This is a genomic window from Cerasicoccus frondis (assembly GCA_031296915.1).
Lineage (GTDB): Bacteria > Verrucomicrobiota > Verrucomicrobiia > Opitutales > Cerasicoccaceae > Cerasicoccus > Cerasicoccus frondis.
In genome coordinates this window covers 1-18,659 of the sequence record JAVDPC010000025.1, presented here as the reverse complement: position 1 = coordinate 18,659, position 18,659 = coordinate 1, and the positions used below count along the sequence as shown (strand labels likewise).

The window sequence follows — 18,659 nt, the reverse complement described above, 5'->3', positions numbered from 1 at the left end:
CCGCCCACTCGAATCATGAAACGCCCTGCCAACATGACCGATGTCGCCGAAGCTTTGGGCTGTCACCAATCCACAGTTTCACGCGCGCTGAGGAATGACCCACGCATCTCCACCAAGATGCGCGATCAAATCCTTAAAACCTGCGATGAATTAAGCTATCGGCCCAACCCGCTCGTTTCCGCGCTGATCGCTTCGCGGCGCAAAAAAAGCAACACCCACATACAGGCCCAGTTGGCCTACGTAACGCGTAATCCGCATCCTGGCCCCATACGGTCAGGCTCCTACATGGAGGAAATATTTAAGGCCTGCCAAAAGCGCGCCGAAGAGCTTGGCTACTTATTGCACGAAGTGCCCATCCTCGAAAAAGGCGAGAACCCGCAGCGCATCCAGCGCATGTTTAAAGCGCGCGGCATCTATGGCGCAGTCCTTGGCTCAATGGCGCCCGGCACGGAGCCTTTTGCCTTTCCCTGGGAGCAATACCCACTGGTTGCGATTGGTTACGGGCTAACAAGCCCGGAGATATACCGGGTAGCCACGAATAACTATGAGTCCACCTACCGCGCCATGGAAGAGTGCAGCTCCCGCGATTACCGGCGCATTGGCTTCGTCATTTCGCCGTATGAGAACGCACGCTCACGCGGTTTGGAAATCGGCGGCTACATGGCCTGCCAAATGAATTTTCCACCCGAATGCCGCGTGCCGCTCCTCATCGCCAAAGAGAATGAAACTTCCCGCATTCAGGAATGGGTAGCCCAGGAAAAACCCGACGCGATCATCACCTCGCAACCGATTCAAATGCTCGAAGTTTGCCGAGCCCTTGACATGTCGTGCCCGGTGGACGTCGGCATCATCGCCTTGGGCAATGTGCAGGACCCCTTCTTCACCAAAATGGAGCGCGCGTTCGATATCATCGGGCGGCTTGCCGCCGAACTGGTTATCAGGCGAGTCGAGCGCAATGAAATAGGCATACCGGAACACCCCGGCCAATACCTGATCAGCCCTCGTTGGATCGAGGGAAAAAGCATTCGCGAAAAAGGCGCATAGTCAGCCTGAGAAAAACGGCTGAGCCGATCTCTACCCCACCTGACTCGGCCAATCTAGATGAAAAGTGCTCCAATAAAAAACCCCGCACCAACAAAGGCGCGGGGTTTTCGATATTACTGGCTTAAACAAAATTACTTGTCCTTGAGGCGTCGACGACGAACCAAGAGCAACCCGCCTACGCAGGCCATCGCAACGAGCGCGGTGGCGGACGGCTCAGGGATTTCTGTTCCCGATACTTCAAACGCATCGAACGAAACCGCCGTGGTCGGCGAACCGGCAAGGAAGATGCCAAAGTTCGTGATGTCTCCCGTTGGGAATGCGATTTCGTCGCCAGCCAACGTATTGGCGCTTATCGAAATGGGGTTCCCCGAATTCGCGGTGAAGTCCATTACGTACCAGGAGCTCGTATCCTCGGTGTAGGAGAGAATATGCTGATCCCAGGTTGAGTTGGAAGAATTCGAATACAGGTCGGAAGCAAGCCAGACACCCCCGACTTCAACGACAAACCGAAAGTCACGCGCGGTGCTTTTGGAATACACACTGAAATCCAATGTGCTGTAGTCCGAAAAATCAATCGTGCCGAAGGCCGCTTGCTCGGTTGCGTTCGGGATATACAAATCACCCGGATTGTTGCGCACATAGAAAAAGCCAATGCCGTTCGTCAACGATGCAGCCTCAACCGCGGAATTCACATTCCCCAAGGTCTCGGTGCCCGGAGCGCTGGCATCCGTTCTCAAGGTAGACGAATAGCTACTGCCGTCGCTAAACGTGCTATTGTCACCCTCGTAGGCGCCCCAGTTAACCGGGTTCAGATTGGAGTTTGCGGTGGAATTACCAAAGACTTGCCGGTACAGAACCGTCTGCGCGTCAAGCGTGGTCGTGAAGGCTCCTGATAAAACTAGAGTCAGGGTAGAAACGCCTAAGAAGGCTTTGGGGAAGGAGTATAATGGGAATGTTTTCATCGAGTAAGAATCTGCCCTCATATTTTCTGGTTTTCAACATCGGTTTTGCGCATATCAATGCGCATCGAACGCCCTCCGCCCAAACAACAGCAATAAATCAGCAACTGAGCCTAGCTGAACGCCATCAACCAAAGGCTAATAAGAACATAAATATCTTATAAACATATATTTACAATCACAAAAGGCCGAATCGCCAACCCTACTAACGAAGCTTCAACGCAACGATTCACAGATCCAGACTCTGCAATTTAAAATTCGACGTGATAAGTAAGTTTAAGTCCTACACATGCACCGTCCCAAGCACGCCGGTACAATATTATTGATTTTAATGGTAACATTTCCACAATGGGATTGTCGATTGTATGACCGCTCAAGCGACACCACACCCCACCCGTAGCAATAAAATCCATGGCCAGAACACGCAGCAACCGCATCAAGCAAATCAAGTCGGAGCTCATCGAACGACTGAATTATGGCTTTTGCCGACCTGGTAGTCGGTTCATCTCCAACCGCGAGTTAGCGACTCGCCTCGGCGTTTCTTATCAGACCGCCCACCGCCTCATTAGCGAACTAACCGACGAGGGCCTACTCCACCGCGTGCAATCATCGGGCACCTATGTCGCCACCTCGCCTCCCCCGCAAGGCGTGGCGTTCGTCTTCCACCCCAATACCAAGAAAAACAATTTCGGCGGCATACTCTTAAGTAAGATCCAAGATCGGTTTAGCCAGGAAGACATCCCCTCAGAAATCGCCCAGGGCGTGGTGTTCGATCACTACGTCAACAACCGGTACAACATCCTCTGGGGGCAAAATTACGACGTGCGCCGCATCGACTCCAACTTGAACTATAGCCTCATGATCGACGGCGAACCGGAGGCTGGCGTCAACGCCGCCTTTACGGACTCGATCGAAGTCAACCACTTTGAAGTCGGCCGCCTGTGCGCCAAACTCATGATGGAGCGCTACGGCGCCCGGCGAGTCCTCGTTTTGGCGGGCCCGCACGGCAACGCCCACTACGCCGCGCAGCTCGCTGGGTTTCAGACGCTCTATCCGCGCTGCGTGGTCATTCATCAAACCGACTGGGCCTACTGGAGCGCGGTGGACAGCATCAAGGATCTCTCCCTGCATGACTTCGACGGCGCCTTTGCTGTCTACGACACTGCGGCCAACGCGCTCAAAACCAAATTCGCCGCCCGCATTCCGATCGTCGCCTATGGCGATACAGATCTCTTGAACCAGGCCGAGATCGACGGTGTCGGCATTCCCTGGCAGGGCATCGTTCAGAAATCACTCGAGCTCTACCGCGCGCGTAACGAAGGCAACATCGGGGTCGGCCAACGCGTGGTCATCACCCCCAAACCAATTATCCAACTAGCGGAAAGCTGGAATACCGCCTCCTAGGCGTGTTCGATAACGCAGGAAAGCTATTTCAAAAGATGCAGCCCGGTGTCCCGACCGGCTTCATTGCCATACAGTAAATAGGATGAAGCAGCCCGGTCGTGACACCGGGCTGCACCTTTTGGACGAATCCAACTTCGCTGACTCCACACTAGTTGAATGCTCTTCCCTTGGTTGCAGCGCCCTTGCTTCACGTGCGTAAGTCGTTGATGCCCAGCATGGATTATTAGTAAGAGCCATTCACTAATAAAATGCTCGTGCGTTCACTTTTTGTTTGTGATCGAGCGTGGAAAATTTAGTGTTTTATTGATCACCACACACATCATTGCGCTGCCGTAGCATAGGCGTCCCGCCTGTGCTGTTTCGGTTAGGTGGAGTCGAGGCACAGGCGGGACGCCTATGCTACTCAATTGCGTCACTCCCATAACTCCCGCCCCCCAACCTTACCCACCCTACCCACATTACCAACCCTACTCACCTCCAAACTTTCAAACTTTCAAACCTCCAAACCTCCAAACCCATGAACCTCCCCTCCCCCTACCATCCGCCATAGCGAACACCGCCAAGGTATCCCAGTCGACGCCATGCGGGGCCTTTCGGGCCGCGTGCATTGCGTGACGGGTAAACAGGCTCATTCGCGAACTGACTTGGTGACAGCAATCAGTTTCGCGACGCCCAGCTTTTGCCCGAGCCACTCATTGCACGACGCCCTATGCCAGCCTGGTCAGCGCAGCGACGACGTGTGAGCGACGGAGTGATCCGTCGTCCGGCTGGCAGCCTCTAAGCCGCCTGCACCTCACCTGCGCCTCCTTACGGCGAGCGGGCGGGTAAGGCAGTGTTCTTTGATATCATTTTGCAGCGGGGTTTCCCCCCCCCCTCCTCCCCAGCAGATCATCCGATTTTCGGCGCCCGCTGAGAGGTAATCTTGGCTCCATCTGATGCGACCAAGTGCGATGAAAAATGTTCTCTAGATAAGCCCATGGCTGATCATCGCCTGGGCCACCCGTAGGAAACCAGCGATGTTTGCGCCCGAAATATAATCCTCCGGCTGGGAATATTTCTCCGCACAGTGGGTGCATTGATCAAAAATACGGCCCATAATCCGTTGTAGCTCCTCGTCGACCTGCTGGAACGACCAGCGCTCCAAGCCTGCGTTTTGCTGCATTTCCAAAGCCGAGACCGCGACGCCGCCCGCATTCGCCGCCTTGGCGGGGCCGAACAGCACCCCCGCCTCGCGAAACGCTTCAATGGCGTCTGGCGTACACGGCATATTGGCGCCTTCGCAGATCAATTTCAGACCATTGCCGATGAGCTCTATGGCGTCGTCGCCATTGAGTTCATTCTGCGTGGCGCAGGGGAAAGCCATGTCGCACGGCACGCCCCACACCTTGACTCCCTTGCGAAATGTCGCGTCCCGGTGGTGGTCGCAATAGGCGCTGATGTGCTTCCGCTCCACTTCGGCCAGATGCTTAATCACGCCGACATCGATGCCGTCCTCGTGGTAAAGCGTGCCGGTGATGTCCGAACACGCGACGACTTTGGCGCCAAGCTCGGTCAGCTTCCGCATGGCGTAAGTGGCGACATTGCCAGCGCCGGATACGATGACGCGCTTCCCCGCCACGCTGTCGCCGCGCTTTTTGAGCATCTCCTGCGTGAAGTAAATGACGCCATAGCCGGTGGCTTCCATTCGGGCAAGCGAGCCGCCCCAGGAAACGCTTTTGCCCGTCAGCACGCCCATTTCATAGCGATTCGTCAGCCGCTTGTATTGGCCAAACAAGTAGCCAATCTCCCGGGCGCCAACGCCCATATCGCCAGCAGGCACGTCACGCTGTTCGCCGATATGCCGGTAGAGCTCGCTCATGAAAGCCTGACAAAAACGCATGACTTCGTCGTCGCTCTTACCATAGGGCTCAAACTCCGCGCCTCCCTTGCCGCCACCGATATTCAGGCCAGTCAGGCTGTTTTTAAACACCTGCTCGAAGCCCAGGAACTTCATCACGCCCATATTTACCACGGGCTGGAAGCGCAGGCCGCCCTTGAACGGCCCAAGCACACTGGAAAACTCGATCCGGAACCCGCGCGTGCAATGCACGAGCCCATCGTCCCCCTTCCACACAACCCGGAAGATCAGTTGACGCTCCGGCTCGCACATGCGCTCAAGCAGGTTCAGCTCTTCAATTTCGGGATGCTCGGCCAGAATCGGTTCTAGCGTCGTGATGACTTCGCTGACAGCTTGCAGGAAAATCGGCTCGCTGTGATTGCGTTTTTGGACGGTATCAAGGGTCTTCGCAATATAGGGGTGCATAAGGGATTTATCGCCGGTTTCGGCTCTGATATTAACAATAAAATGGCTGACCGCCAGGAAGCGCAGCCTTCATGGCTTCATCGTCGGGTGGCGCCATGGCCAGAGAAACTGTAATTTTCAGTATTTCGCTCACAAGCAAACCATTAGGTAATCGAGCCTGCCGCCCAAAAGCAATCCCAACCATATTGAGCGCCAGCATTGAACGACCCGCTAAACGGCATTTCCGATTCTGGTCGACACCTTGCGGGCCAAATCTTGCATCAGCATGCCGACGACTGCGAACAAGAGCATTGCTGCCGGAATCACCTCCATAAATATGGTTATGTTCATGCCCAAAGTATGCTCGCATAACTCGGCTACAAAGTAATGGCCCAGGCTGTCTACCCCGAGTGCAGCATAGACCATCAGGATGAGCAAGCCCGCCCAACGATAACCTTTCGACAACACGAATAAACCCAAGGCGCCGACGCAAGTTAAGCCAACCCACGCCATGTAGACGCCGCTTGGCGTCCAAGAACTTGGTAAATTGGGGTAACTTTCGAGGAACTCAGCGTTGTGGATGAAATGGATCAGGCTACCGAACCCGTACACCACCATCAGAATGATTACGATCTTGGGAACTGGGCATGCACTTTTTTTCATTGTCCACAACGTTAGCAGTATGCCCGTCATTCCGCCAATGTTTTTTGACTGGGTTCTGTGTCCGCAAACCGACCTCGATCTCTTCCAGGCTTAGCCCCAGGCTTCATTGAGAGGGCCTTCCCAACGCGACCAGTTCAATCGCCATCGTCCCATAATTGCGATAGGCGCGCAAGGGCAACGCCAGGACCGGATTTTATTGAGTTGGCATAATCAAACGATGTCTCTATCGTTTGATTCAAATTTATCCCTCCTCAAAATGCCCATTAAAGAAGACGCTTTTTCAGTTTCCCCCGACCAGCTAAACCTATTCGCAGGCAAAGACGCCTGGCACTTCCCCGGCATCCCGTCCATGGACATCCCACCGATGCAGGTGGCCGACTGCGGGCATGGGGTGACCCTCGTTGCCCCCCCCTACGGCAGCGCCACCTGCTTCCCGACCTCAGTGGGCATGGCGTCAACCTGGAACCCCGCCCTGATCGAGGAAGTCGGCCAGGCCTTGGGCCGTGAAACTCGCGCCAAAAACTGCCGCATGCTACTGGGCCCAATGGTCAACCTGCACCGTCTGCCCTGCGGTGGGCGCAACTACGAAACCTTTTCCGAGGACCCCGTTCTCGCGGGCAAAATGGCCAGCGCGATCATCCGCGGCATACAGTCCGAAGGCGCCTCAGCCTGCATCAAATCCTTTGCCTGCAACAACCAGCAATTTGAGCAGAAAAAAATGAGCGCCGAGGTCGATCCCCGCACCCTCCGCGAGCTCTATTTGAGGGTATTCGCCATCGCACTGCGGGAAGCCGCCCCCTGGGCCGTCATGACGTGCTACAACCCGATCAATGGCGAATATCCGGGCGACAGCCGGGAGTGGATGCAGGAGGTGCTGCGCGACGAAATGGGCTTTACAGGCTTCATTGTCTCCGATTGGAACGCGCTGCAGGGCGAAGGCGCCATCACCTCCAGCGTCGACATGGAAATGCCTGGCCCTGGCAAGGTCCTCACGCCTGAGCGTCTGCAGGAAGCCCTCGACAGCGGGCTGATCGACGAGGAAGAAATTACCCGCCGTTTCGAACGCCTCGTCAGCCTTTATCAGAAGTGCGAGCCCGCCCGCAAAGACGAGCAATACTCCCCCCCCGAGCTCGATTCTCCACGCCACCGCAACATCGCTCGCCGCACCGCTGAGGAGTCGATCACGTTGCTCAAAAACGACGACGCAGTCCTCCCCTTTGACCGCACGAAAATCAAGCGCCTGGCCGTCATCGGCCCCAACGCCGCCAATGCCCGTCTCGGCGGTGGCGGCAGCGCCTCAGTCAGCCCGTTTTACGCGATTTCGCCGTTGGAGGGCATTCGCGCGCTGCTTGGCGAAGAAGTCGAGGTGCTCTCGGCCGAAGGCTGCTCCATGGGCAGCAACCTGCCCACGGTCCACTCCGATTACCTTTCCCCCGCAGACGGCGAGTTTGGCCAAGGCCTGATGGCGGAATACTTCCAGGTGGAAAATTTCCTCAACGGCAAGCCGCCCTGCGCGACCCAAATCGACGCGCAAATCGACTTTTCCTGGGGCTGGGCCTCCCCCACCACCGGTCTGCCGCGAAATGATTACGTGGTCCGCTGGACGGGTAAACTCCGCCTGACTGAGCCCGGCCAATACCGCTTCTCCATTGCCACTCAGGAGGGCGTTGGCCGCGTCGATTTCGACGGCGAAACCGTCATCGACTGCTGGAGTGATTTTGACGAGACGAACTTCGAAAGCGCCTACGCCAATCGCGCCGGCCAATACAGCCTGGAGATCGCCGAACCGCGCGAAATCGAGCTGCTCATTCTTTACCGCAAAACCAAGACCCGCGGCGGCATACACTTTGGCTGGGCGACGCCTGACCGAAAGGACCCCATCGAGGAAGCAGTCAGCCTCGCCGCCAGTTGTGACGCCGTGGTCATCGCCGCTGGCTTGAGCAACCAGTTTGAAGGCGGTGACTGCGACCGGAAATTTTTCCACCTGCCCGGACGTCAAGATGAGCTGATCCGACGCATCACGGCCGCCAACCCCAACACCGCCGTCGTCCTGAAAAACGGCACGCCGGTCGACTACCGCACTTGGCTCGACAGCACTCCCGCCCTGCTCGAAGCCTACTACCCGGGGCAGGAAGGCGGCGCCGCCATCGCCCGCGTGCTTTTTGGCGAGGTCAACCCGAGCGGCAAACTGCCCGACACCCACCCGATTTGCTGGGACGAAGTGCCCAGCATGCAATTTTACCCGGGCAAGAACGGCAAAGCCGACTATGGCGAGGGACTCATGGTTGGCTACCGTCACTACGATTCGGCCAATCTGGAGCCGGCCTTTGCCTTTGGCTTCGGTCTGTCCTACACGACATTCAAGTTGGGCGCGCCAAGACTCAGCGGCATACTAGCTCAAGACGGCGAAATCGAAATCCACATGCCAGTCACCAACACTGGCGAGCGCGCCGGCCAGGAGGTCGTCCAAGTCTATCTGGAGTGGGTGAATCCACCCGCTGGACGCCCCCCCCGCGCCTTGGTCAACTTCACCAAGCTGTCGCTACAACCCGGCGAAACAAAGACCGCGCGCCTCGCCGTCAACTACCACGATCTGCTGACCTACAACCCCACTCGATCCGCCTGGGAGCTGGAGCATCGCGACTTTAACCTCTGTATCGGCAATTCCTCACGCAACTTTCAGCGCATTGCGCTGACCATCGATTAAAGCGCGTTTACTCGCTTTACTCCCGCAGGGGTAGTCCGCAATCTGTCCGGCATCCGATTACATCGATACATATTTGGGCAACTCCTGCTCTCCTCGTTTATGGCGGTTTCCGTCTTCGTGTTCGTGCTGGTCTTCTTCAAGATTCTGAAGGTCATGGGCGAAGCGTTGGCCAACGGACAGATCAGCGGCGAAATGTTCGCCTACATGCTGGGCATCACGATCCCCGTCATGCTGCCCTACGCGCTGCCGCTGGGTTTGCTGACGGCGATCCTGCTCGTGCTCGGCCGCATGTCCGCGCAAAACGAAATCGTCGCCATGAAGGCCGCCGGGCTAAGCCTGTGGCGCATCACGACGCCCGTCTTTGCCATCGCCTTGATGGGCGTGGGGCTGGTCAGCGTGATCAATGTCTACTATGCTCCAATTGCCGACACGGCTCTGCGCCAGATGATGCAAAACGCCGTGCAAACGGACCCGCTCAGCTTCTTCACGCCGCGCACGTTCGTTAAGGATTTCCCCGGCTACGTGATCTTCGCCGACCGCCGCGAGGGCAACGAACTGAGGGAAATCAACGTGTGGGAACTCAATGAAAAATACCAGGCCAACCGACAGTTGCAGGGCCAGCGCGCCTTGCTTGACTTTGATGAGCAGACCACGGAAATTGTGCTGACCGTCTTCGACGCCAATGGCCAACTGATGGACCCCGACACTCCCGCCAACTTGGCGGACATGCCCATCGTCGAGTTTGAGCGTTCCGAGTTTCGCCTGTCTCTGGCCGAGCTGCTCGGCGAGCAGAAGCAGACCAAGCTGTCCATTAAAACGCTCAATGAGCTCATGGCGTTGCGTCAGGAAGCCATGAACTCCGACGATGAAAACGCCTTTGCCGAGCGCATTGAACTGCAAACCGCCATCCAGAAAAAGTTCTCCTTTTCGTTCTGCGTTTTCTCCCTGGCGCTGCTGGCGATCCCCTTGGGCATCAAGGCCAGCCGCACCGAAACCTACGCCAACCTCGCCATCGCCCTTGGTTTAGCCATTACCTATTTCGTCATTTTCACATTCTGCTCATGGCTTGAAAAATACCCCGCCTGGCGGCCGGACTTGATCATCTGGGCCCCCAATTTCGCCTATCAGGCCCTCGGCGGCCTGCTCTTCTGGCGTGCCAGCAAACGGTAACCAGAACAGCTGTTTCAAAAAAATCCGCCCGCCAGCAACGCCAACGAGCGGATTGAAAATCGGCCGACGCCAACCGATTTAACCGTCGGTCAGCTTAACGAGTGAGAACAGGCGCACGCCATAGTCCTCGATGGGCTGTGGCGAACGAATGATGTAAACGTCGTCGTCTCCATCCGCGACCGGTCCAGAGGCAACCACGCCAGCCGAACCACTGGTCAGCAAGTTGCGTAAATCGGAGCCAAAGACCACGCTCACGTCTACATCGCTCGCATCGCGGCGAATGCGCAGCGTGATCGCCATGTATTCGCGATCATCGCCCGGCAAGCCCAGCGCTTCGCCGGTCATGCGCTCGCCTTGAGGCAGGCGATCCGGCTCAAAGCCCGAGGCCTGCATGCCGAATGTCCAACGCTCGAGGTTGGTGACGCCGTGCCCGCCACGACGAAACGCCAAGTCCCGCTCCGATTCATCCGGAATGTTGTCCGCGAGCCAGTCCTCCACCGTGGGCGCTGGCGGAACCGCGTCAGGGTCATCGCCATTGAGCACGAAGATCCGGGTCGCGGATTCGCCATCGTAGCTGGTGAAATTACCACCCACCCAAATGTGGCCCAGGTCATCGACCTTCAGGCCGTAGACGTTGGAGTTAAAGCCTGTGCCCTGGTCGAATGACTCATCGAAATAGCCATCCTTGTCCGCCCGCACAAGATAGTTCACCGGCTGACTGTCGTAGTTGGTGAAAGTGCCCGAAATGAGGATTTTGCTATCGGGCAGAACAATCATTTTCTCTACGTTGTTTCCGGCCAGGCGACTGGAGTTGTAAGCATTAAACGTCGGGTCCACGGCGCCCGTCATATCCAGACGATACAGGTAGTAGCGCATGCCCAGAAGAACCTTGTTCCCCTGCAGGGCGACGCTGTAAGCAACGTTCGATGTGTTGCCCTGGAAATCAAATGAACTGTCCACCGAGCCATCGCTGTTGAGCAGATGCACCCGATCCGTGAAGTTGCCGCACACCACGATCTTGCCGTTTGATAACACGACAAAATCCCGAACCGTGCTGTTGACCAATGGGTCCGGCGTAAAGGTCTCGTCGATACTGCCATCTTCATTCAGCCGAACAAAATATGCATGTTCGGAGGAGTTGTTGAACTGGCTGAACTGACCCGCGACGTAAAGCTTGTTGTCCGATGTCGCCTCAACCTTAAGCACCACGCTGTTGGGACCAGCGCCAATGTCGAAACCATCGTCAAGCTGCCAACCTTCCTCGGGGTCATCAATGATGCGGAACACGCGTCCCGGGATCGTATAATTGCCCCCGCCATAAACACGTCCACTGGCGTCAACCGACAGCGAGTAAGTATAGCGCACTTCGGGGAAAGTCAGGTCCACGGCGCCATCCTCGTCGAACAGCAGAAGCCCCTGGCGGCTGGCGCTGCCATTAGGGTAACCCACCGAAAAGAAGTCCCCTGCCGCCACGATGCGACCGTCTTCCAGAAACGCGAAGTCGCGCACCAGTTGAGTAAACGTCGGCACGGTGACTCCCGAGAACGGACGCGCTGGATCACGCACGATGTTGATCTCGATCTCGCCGCTTTCGGTCGCGCCCTCCACATTGGTGGCAACCAGCTCGAATGCGCCGCTGAAGCTCGGTATCGGGCTGGTGACCGTCAGCGTATCGGTGTCAAAACCGGTCACGCCATCTTCCTCCGTGAGCGGCTCGCCATCGCGATACCATTGGTAAGTAATCGGCTGAATGCCCCGCACTGAAGCGCGTAGCAGCATCGGCACGCCAAACGGATAATCCCCCGATGCCGGCAGGCTGACAAACTCTGGCTCCGACAGGAAGATAAGCTCGGCCTTGGCGGACTCCACGAAGCCTGACTCGTTGGTCACCTTGACGTAGTATTCACCTGCCGATGCGGCGTTCGTGCTGAGCAAACGCAACGTGCTTGAGGTGGCGCCGCTGATGGAGCCACCGTTGCTCAGCGGCGTGCTGCCTTGATACCATTGGTAGCTAAGCGTCGTTGTGCCAGTTGCGTAGACCTGGAAGGTCGCGGACTCACCCTGCACGACTTCCACGTCGGCCGGATCCACGATGATGTCCAACTCAACGGGATCGCCATTGAGGAACACCAAATTGGCGTAAGCGCCGCTCTCCCCGTTGAAAGTGCTAAACGCGCTGCCGTATGCAATGCGGCCATCGGGCAGTATGTCCAGAGCCGTCGCAGAGTTATTGGTGTTTTGTCCTGGATCAGTCCGGAAGGTGGAGTCGACCGTGCCGTCTTCCTCCAAACGCATGAGACGCTTGTAGAGACGGCCATCAATCGTCAGCCCAAATGAACCGCCGACCACAATGCGGCCATTGCTCTGCACTTCCACTTCAGTAACCGTCGTGCCGATGCTTGCGGCAAAATCTCCGTCGATCGCTCCGGTTTCCAGATCGAAGCGCGTCACGTTACTGCCGGTTCCGATGAGGCCATAGCCATCGGTGTGCACCGCCACGTCATAGACTTGCGAGATCGAGGTGCTGATCGGCGAAACAAAGCCTTCACGAATTGCGCCACTTGGCGAAAGACGCGTCACCCGTGGGCCATTGGCCACCGTGGTAAACGAGCCGCCCACCAGCAAATCGCCATCGGGTAAGATTTCCAAGGCGTTGACCTGCGCGTTGAGCGGGCTGCTAAAGGTGGGGTCCACCGAACCATCGGGCAGCAGCTTGACGAGGTATTTGCTGGGCTGCATCGAGCCGCCTGCATAAATGCTGCCGTCCGGCCCAACCGCGAGCGCATTGATCTCATAGCCCTGCGTGAAGTCTTCCGGATCGAATGATTCGTCGAGCGTCAAGTCGCTGTTCAAGCGCGCAATGCTGTTACGCGGCGCTCCATCCACCGATGCAAATTGACCAGCAATGAGGATTTTGCCATCGGCCTGGCGCACCATGGCTTGCACATCGGCAAACGAACCGATGGCCCCAATCGCCAAACTGCCCGCCACGTTCTGAGTCAAATCGGCATTGAGCGCGAGCAGTGTGTAGCTGGCGAAACGGTCCGACCCGACCAGCACCCGGCCATCCGGCAAAGCCAGAATCGATTGCGGCGGACGGTTCGGGTAGGCATAACCCTCGGTAACCGCCAAGCCCGCGGGCGGCGTAATCACCACGATGGCAACCGACGTCGTTTCAGCGCTGCCAAACGAATTCGTAACGCGCACCATGTAATCGCCACTGCGATCAAGACCGGCGTTAGCGATGGTCAGCGTCTTGGTCGCGGCGCCCGAGACATCGCCACCATCGGCGATCAGATCATCACCCTGATACCACTCGATAGTGTAAGGCGCCGCCGCCGTGAAATCCGTTTCCAGGATCAACGTGTCGTCTTCGACGAGGATTTGCGCAGTCAGCGGCTCCAGCCCCACTGGCTCGTCCAGCACGGTCAGTTGGGCTCCATCGCTGGTGAGCGTGCCCGCGTCGCTGGTCACGTCGACCGTGTAAACGCCCTCGTCCGCTTCTTCCGTATCGAGGACGCTGAGCGTGGCCGTCGTTGTGCCAGTGTAGTCAGCCCCGTCACTGAGCGGCTCGCCGTCTTTATACCATTGGTAAGTCAACGTGGTCGCGCTGTAGGCGATCACGCCAAACTCTGCCGTATCACCCGGGTTCACCGTTGCATCGCGCGGATCGGTGAGGATGTTCAGCAGGATTTCGTTGCCCTGCAGACGAACGTAAGCTGGCACGTTGACGCTGTTAAACTGATTGAATGTCCCCACGAGCCAGATGCTGCCATCCGGCGCAACGGCGACGTCGTTGGTGCGGTTATTCGGTCCAAAGCCAATGCCAGCATTAAACTCCGCATCGGAGGTCCCATCGGCATTTAATCGATGGAAGTAAGGCGAGCTGGAGGCGCGAGCGAGCACCATTTGTCCGTTGGCCTGAGTCGCGACACGACCACCATAGCTGTTGCCGTAGCTCGAAGAGCGAGAACCGTTGTTGAGCAAAATATCTGTGCCGCGTGAATTATTGGAGGCGATGACTTCGCCATTTCCAATCGGGATAATGGACGACTTGTAATTGAACCAGTAATTATAAATAAAGTTCTGCGTCCAACTGGTGTCACGCGAGCCATCGTAGTTGATCCGGGCAAAATAGTTTATGCCCTCGATCGTGAGATTGCCCCCTGCGTAGATGTAATTTTCGTCGCCCGCCACATCGCTCACCGCTGGATTGCCGGACCACGTGAGCACCGGTCGGAAGTCTTCGTTGAACGTGTAGTCGTCGTTCAGCATGGCCAACGCCCGTTGCGAATTCGAGCCCAACATGGTGAAGCCGCCGCCCAGCACCAGATTGCCATTGGGCAGGCGCTTAACGTCAAACACGTAGGAATTCGGCGCTGGGAAATTCGTCGTAAACTCCGTGTCCAACGTGCCGTCCGGATACATGCGGGTCAGGTATGGGTAGGTGTCAAAGCACACCAGGAACGCGTCGCCATCGGGCACGATCCGTTTCACGTAATACGCAATCGTTGCGGGCGCGGTCCAACTGGTGTCCAGCGTGCCGTCCGCGTTGACCTTGATCAGGTAATTTTTGCCACTGCCATTGTAGTTGGTAAACTGCCCGCCCAGCAATGCGCCGTTATCCGGCGTGGCCGCAACCGAGTCAAAGTAAACGCCCGATACGGCGCCGGGGGCAAAGTCCGGGTGGATCTTCGATGGGTCCTCCAAAATCGACAGACCAACCTCGTTGGACTTCGTCGTGCCGCCGCTGTTGGTCAGCTCCACGTAGTATTTGCCCACGTCGCCCAGCGCCACGGGATCGATGGTAAAGGTGCTGCCGGTCTCCCCCGGGATCAACCCGACGCCGACCTTGAACCACTGGTAAGTGAAGTCCGTTTGGCTTTCCCCAACCACGCTAAAGGTGACAGAATTATTCTCCGTGACCGACTGCGGAATCGGCTGCGTTGTGATGATCGGCTTCTGGTCGTCGTCTACCAGCGTGATCACAAAACGGCTCGCGCCGCCCGCTTCCATGCCGACGGGATTGCTGAGCCCGAGCTCGAAATATTCCTGGTTTTCGGAAGCGCTGTCATTGGTGATCGTCACCGTTACAGTCTTCGGCGCGTCATCGCCGGCGGCCCAGGTCAGCGTTTCGGAAACAGCGGTAAAATCGCCGCCAGCCAACGTTGCCGTGCCGTCAATCGAAACCACGTCAATGCTGGCCGCGCCCGATGCGTCGCCAAAGCGAAACACCTGCACATCGACCGTGCCCACGGTTTCCAACACCTCAGTCGAGGGCTCGCCAAAACCAGCGGAACCCGGCCCACTGGCGAGACGCGCCAGGTAATTGACGGGCACGTTATTGAACAGCGTGAAATCACCGCCAATGATCAGGTTGCCCCCATCCTGCACGAGCGCGTTAACCGTATAATTCGCACCAGTCCCGATCAGGAAATCCTCGTTGAGCGAGCCATCCAGATTCAGCCGCGCAACGCGGTAGCTCGTCAGGCCGCCCACGATTTCAAAGTTGCCCACGACCCAGAAAAAGCCATCGAGGTAGAGGCCATCAAGAATCGGCCAATTCACGTATTCCGGCTGAAAGTCTTCGTCGATTTCACCTGCGGAATTCACGATCACGATTCGGTCGACCGACACATCATTGACTTCCGAAAACCCGCCAAAGATCGCAAAGCGATCTCCTGGCATCTCGACGATCCGACTGGCGTACCAGTTCATCGCCAGTGTAAAATCGGTGACCACGTTGCCATTCGCATCCAGTTTCTTCACTGCATACTCAAAAACGGCAGCGCTCTGGTAACCGCGATAGCCAACCAGCACCGAACCGTCATCCAGCGGCAGGATGCTGTAGGTCGTGATGCTGCTATAGGTCGAGAAGTTGCCATTGAAGGAAAAGTCCTGACTGCCGGAGCTCGTGTAGCGCTTCAGCTTATTGTAGTCGTTGAAGCCGATCAAAATTTTATCATCCGCCGTCACCGAAACTTTGTTCGGCACAAAGGAAGCATTCGTCACGGGCGTGAAGGTCGCATCGACCACGCCAGCCTGGCTAATGCGGGCGGCCTTGTTGATCGAGGTTCCGCCCAGGGTGGTAAACTCACCTACGGCGTAAACGTTGCCCGAGCTGTCCACCGCGAGCCCGGTCACGGTCCCATTCGTCGAGAGGCTAAAGAGCGCATTGCCATCGCCATCGACGGCATTCAGGTAGTTGGAGCCTCCGTAGGCAAAGCCGCCACCCGGCAGCGCAACCATCGAAACCACCCGACTCGTCGCACTGGTGTCGAACGCTGTGTCCAGCGAGCCCGCCGGTATGTTTACCACGACTTCCACGTCGTCGCTTTGGGTCGAGCCATTGGCGTTGGTCACCACCGCATGCCACGTTCCCTGGTGCTGGCTCTGGTTGGCGTTCAAGGTCACACGCTGGCCGGTCGCCACCTCGACATCGTCCACATACCAGGTGACCGTAGCTGGCAGCACGCTGTCGAGCTCCAGCGAGATTTGGAACGAATACCCTTGGTTCACCGTGACGCCGGTTGGCTGCACGGTAATCGTCGGCGCGCTGTCGTCATCGCGCACAGTGACCGTGGCAACTTCGCTTTCGCCGAAACCAGCGCCTGATACATTGCTCAAGCTCACGCTAAAAGTGCGGACGCCGTCATCGCTGCTGTTGTCGGTAACGGTGACTTCAAAATACTTCACGCCTGACTCGCCATCGGCCCAGGTCAGCGTGTCGCTCACCGGCGTGAATCCCGGGAATGAAAGCGCCGAGGCGGATACATCCACCGAAACGGCTCCGCTGCCCAACGGATAACGCGCCACCGGAATCGCCAGCGTCACGTCGGACTCGTCAAAGGTGAAAGCGCTCGCGGTCAAGGTGACTTCACTGCCACCGATGTCATCGCCTTCGAAGCGGACGATGTTGTTAATTTCCAGATCCGGATCAGTCACGCGGTCAAACCAACCGCCGACCACGTATTGGCCATTCGGCTGCACCACGACATCATAGAAGTGAGTGCCAAATTCTCCACGAGTCGTCGTGTAGGGCTCGGGTAGGAAATTGGCATCCAGCGTGCCATCCGGGTAGATGCGCGCGATGGAGGCCGTGGGATTGCCATCAATCTCGTTGAAAATACCGCCGACCAGCAGCTTGCCACTGGGCAGTTGCTTGATGAAGCCGCCAACCCAGCCATTTGTTCCGCCCCCGAGATTGGCGTCGAAGCTGGTGTCCAATGCGCCATTGGCGCGGAAGGCCGCCATCCATTCCGTCGACACGCCCACATCGTAGCCGTAAGGATTGCCGCCAACGACCACCCGCCCATCAAACAGGCAGGCCACCGCGTCGATGTCCCCCAGGTAATCATTGATTTCCGGGCTGAACGCGCCATCCAGCGAGCCGTCAGGATTCAGGCGATAGAGGAGGTTCAACGTCGGTTGAGCGAATCCCTGAGAGTAAGCGCCGCCCACGTAAATGTCGCCATCGGCGGCCAGCGCCATGTCATAAATGGCGGCCGAAGACAGCGTTGGCGCGAAAGAAGTGTCAACTGAACCATCCGAGTTGAGCCGGGCAATGTTTTGCCGGGCAACGCCACCCACGCTGGAGAACCCACCCGAAATCAGCACCTTGCCGTCGGCCTGCACTTCGATGTCATTCACATAGCGCAGCGAACCGCCAACCCCGGTCGTTGAGAATGAAGAGTCCAGCGTGCCGTCCGCATTCAACTTCACCAAGCCCGAGCGTGACACACCGTTGTAGCTGCTGAAAGTGCCGCCTACCAGAATGCCATCATCCGGCAGCACATAAATGACATTCACTTCCGGATTTCCAGAGCTGGCGGCCAAGCCGACGTTTCCGGAGTTGAAAGACGTGTCCAAAGTCCCGTCGCTATTGAGGCGACGCAGCGCCTCAGCATCGCCAGCCCCCTGAAAAAGCGACACGTTGCCGCCCGCCAGTATTTTACCATCGGACTGGAGCCCAACTGCGTTAACTGCCCCAGTGCCAAATATTTCTGGATCTGGATAGCCTTCCTTCGTAATGCCAATGCCCACTCCAGTCAGGAAACTGGAGTCAAGATCTACGGGTGCGGCAATAGTGGGTGTTCCTAGGGTGCTGATAATAAGCCCTAAACAGCAAAAAAGGGATTTATTCTTCATAGTAGGAACCGAGATGCATACCACAACCTGGCCTCATACTCCAGCTCAGAGTGAGCCCATCACCCCAAGACACCCCTATATGAATACTTCAATTGAGTAAAATCAGGAGCAGATAGCCATGCCTAAAGCCCCTAGGGATAACGATTCACAGCACGGTCATCGAGTCCTTCCGCCCGCCTGATTCGGCGAAGTTCGATGAAAAAATGTTCTAGAGCACTTTTCATCTAGATTGGCCGATCAGGCCGCAGTGATTTTTCGTGTCCAGCAAGGCGGCTTGAGCGTC

At 57.1% G+C, this 18,659-nt stretch carries 8 protein-coding genes; 4 read left to right on the top strand and 4 right to left on the bottom strand.

Translation table 11 applies throughout. From position 1 onward, the window contains the following. Positions 1-15: 15 nt before the first annotated feature. On the top strand, positions 16-1,044 hold the full coding sequence (locus tag RBB63_RS17470) for a LacI family DNA-binding transcriptional regulator (protein WP_309386279.1): 1,029 nt from the start codon (positions 16-18) through the stop codon (positions 1,042-1,044). Between the two features lie 131 nt (positions 1,045-1,175). Here the strand turns inward: RBB63_RS17470 and RBB63_RS17465 are convergent, their stop codons facing one another. After that, positions 1,176-2,006, bottom strand: coding sequence for a PEP-CTERM sorting domain-containing protein (locus tag RBB63_RS17465; protein ID WP_309386278.1), 831 nt, complete (start codon positions 2,004-2,006; stop codon positions 1,176-1,178). A 408-nt stretch (positions 2,007-2,414) separates the two neighbouring features. Here RBB63_RS17465 and RBB63_RS17460 point away from each other — a divergent pair, with 408 nt between their 5' ends. Beyond that, on the top strand, positions 2,415-3,407 hold the full coding sequence (locus RBB63_RS17460; protein WP_309386277.1) for a GntR family transcriptional regulator: 993 nt from the start codon (positions 2,415-2,417) through the stop codon (positions 3,405-3,407). 964 nt (positions 3,408-4,371) lie between these two features. Here the strand turns inward: RBB63_RS17460 and gdhA are convergent. Then, positions 4,372-5,709: an NADP-specific glutamate dehydrogenase gene (gene gdhA, locus RBB63_RS17455; protein WP_309386276.1), complete on the bottom strand. Its 1,338-nt coding sequence runs from the start codon at positions 5,707-5,709 to the stop codon at positions 4,372-4,374. 210 nt (positions 5,710-5,919) lie between these two features. Continuing rightward, on the bottom strand, positions 5,920-6,351 hold the full coding sequence (locus tag RBB63_RS17450; RefSeq protein WP_309386273.1) for a hypothetical protein: 432 nt from the start codon (positions 6,349-6,351) through the stop codon (positions 5,920-5,922). A 256-nt stretch (positions 6,352-6,607) separates the two neighbouring features. Here RBB63_RS17450 and RBB63_RS17445 point away from each other — a divergent pair, with 256 nt between their 5' ends. Continuing rightward, a complete protein-coding gene (locus RBB63_RS17445; protein ID WP_309386272.1) occupies positions 6,608-9,058 on the top strand; it encodes a glycoside hydrolase family 3 C-terminal domain-containing protein in 2,451 nt (816 codons plus the stop codon). A 42-nt stretch (positions 9,059-9,100) separates the two neighbouring features. Beyond that, entirely contained in the window at positions 9,101-10,228 is a 1,128-nt protein-coding gene (locus tag RBB63_RS17440; RefSeq protein ID WP_309386335.1) for an LptF/LptG family permease, read from the top strand. A 78-nt stretch (positions 10,229-10,306) separates the two neighbouring features. Here RBB63_RS17440 and RBB63_RS17435 read toward each other — a convergent pair whose 3' ends face one another. Next, positions 10,307-18,376: an immunoglobulin domain-containing protein gene (locus tag RBB63_RS17435; protein ID WP_309386271.1), complete on the bottom strand. Its 8,070-nt coding sequence runs from the start codon at positions 18,374-18,376 to the stop codon at positions 10,307-10,309. Positions 18,377-18,659: the final 283 nt, after the last annotated feature.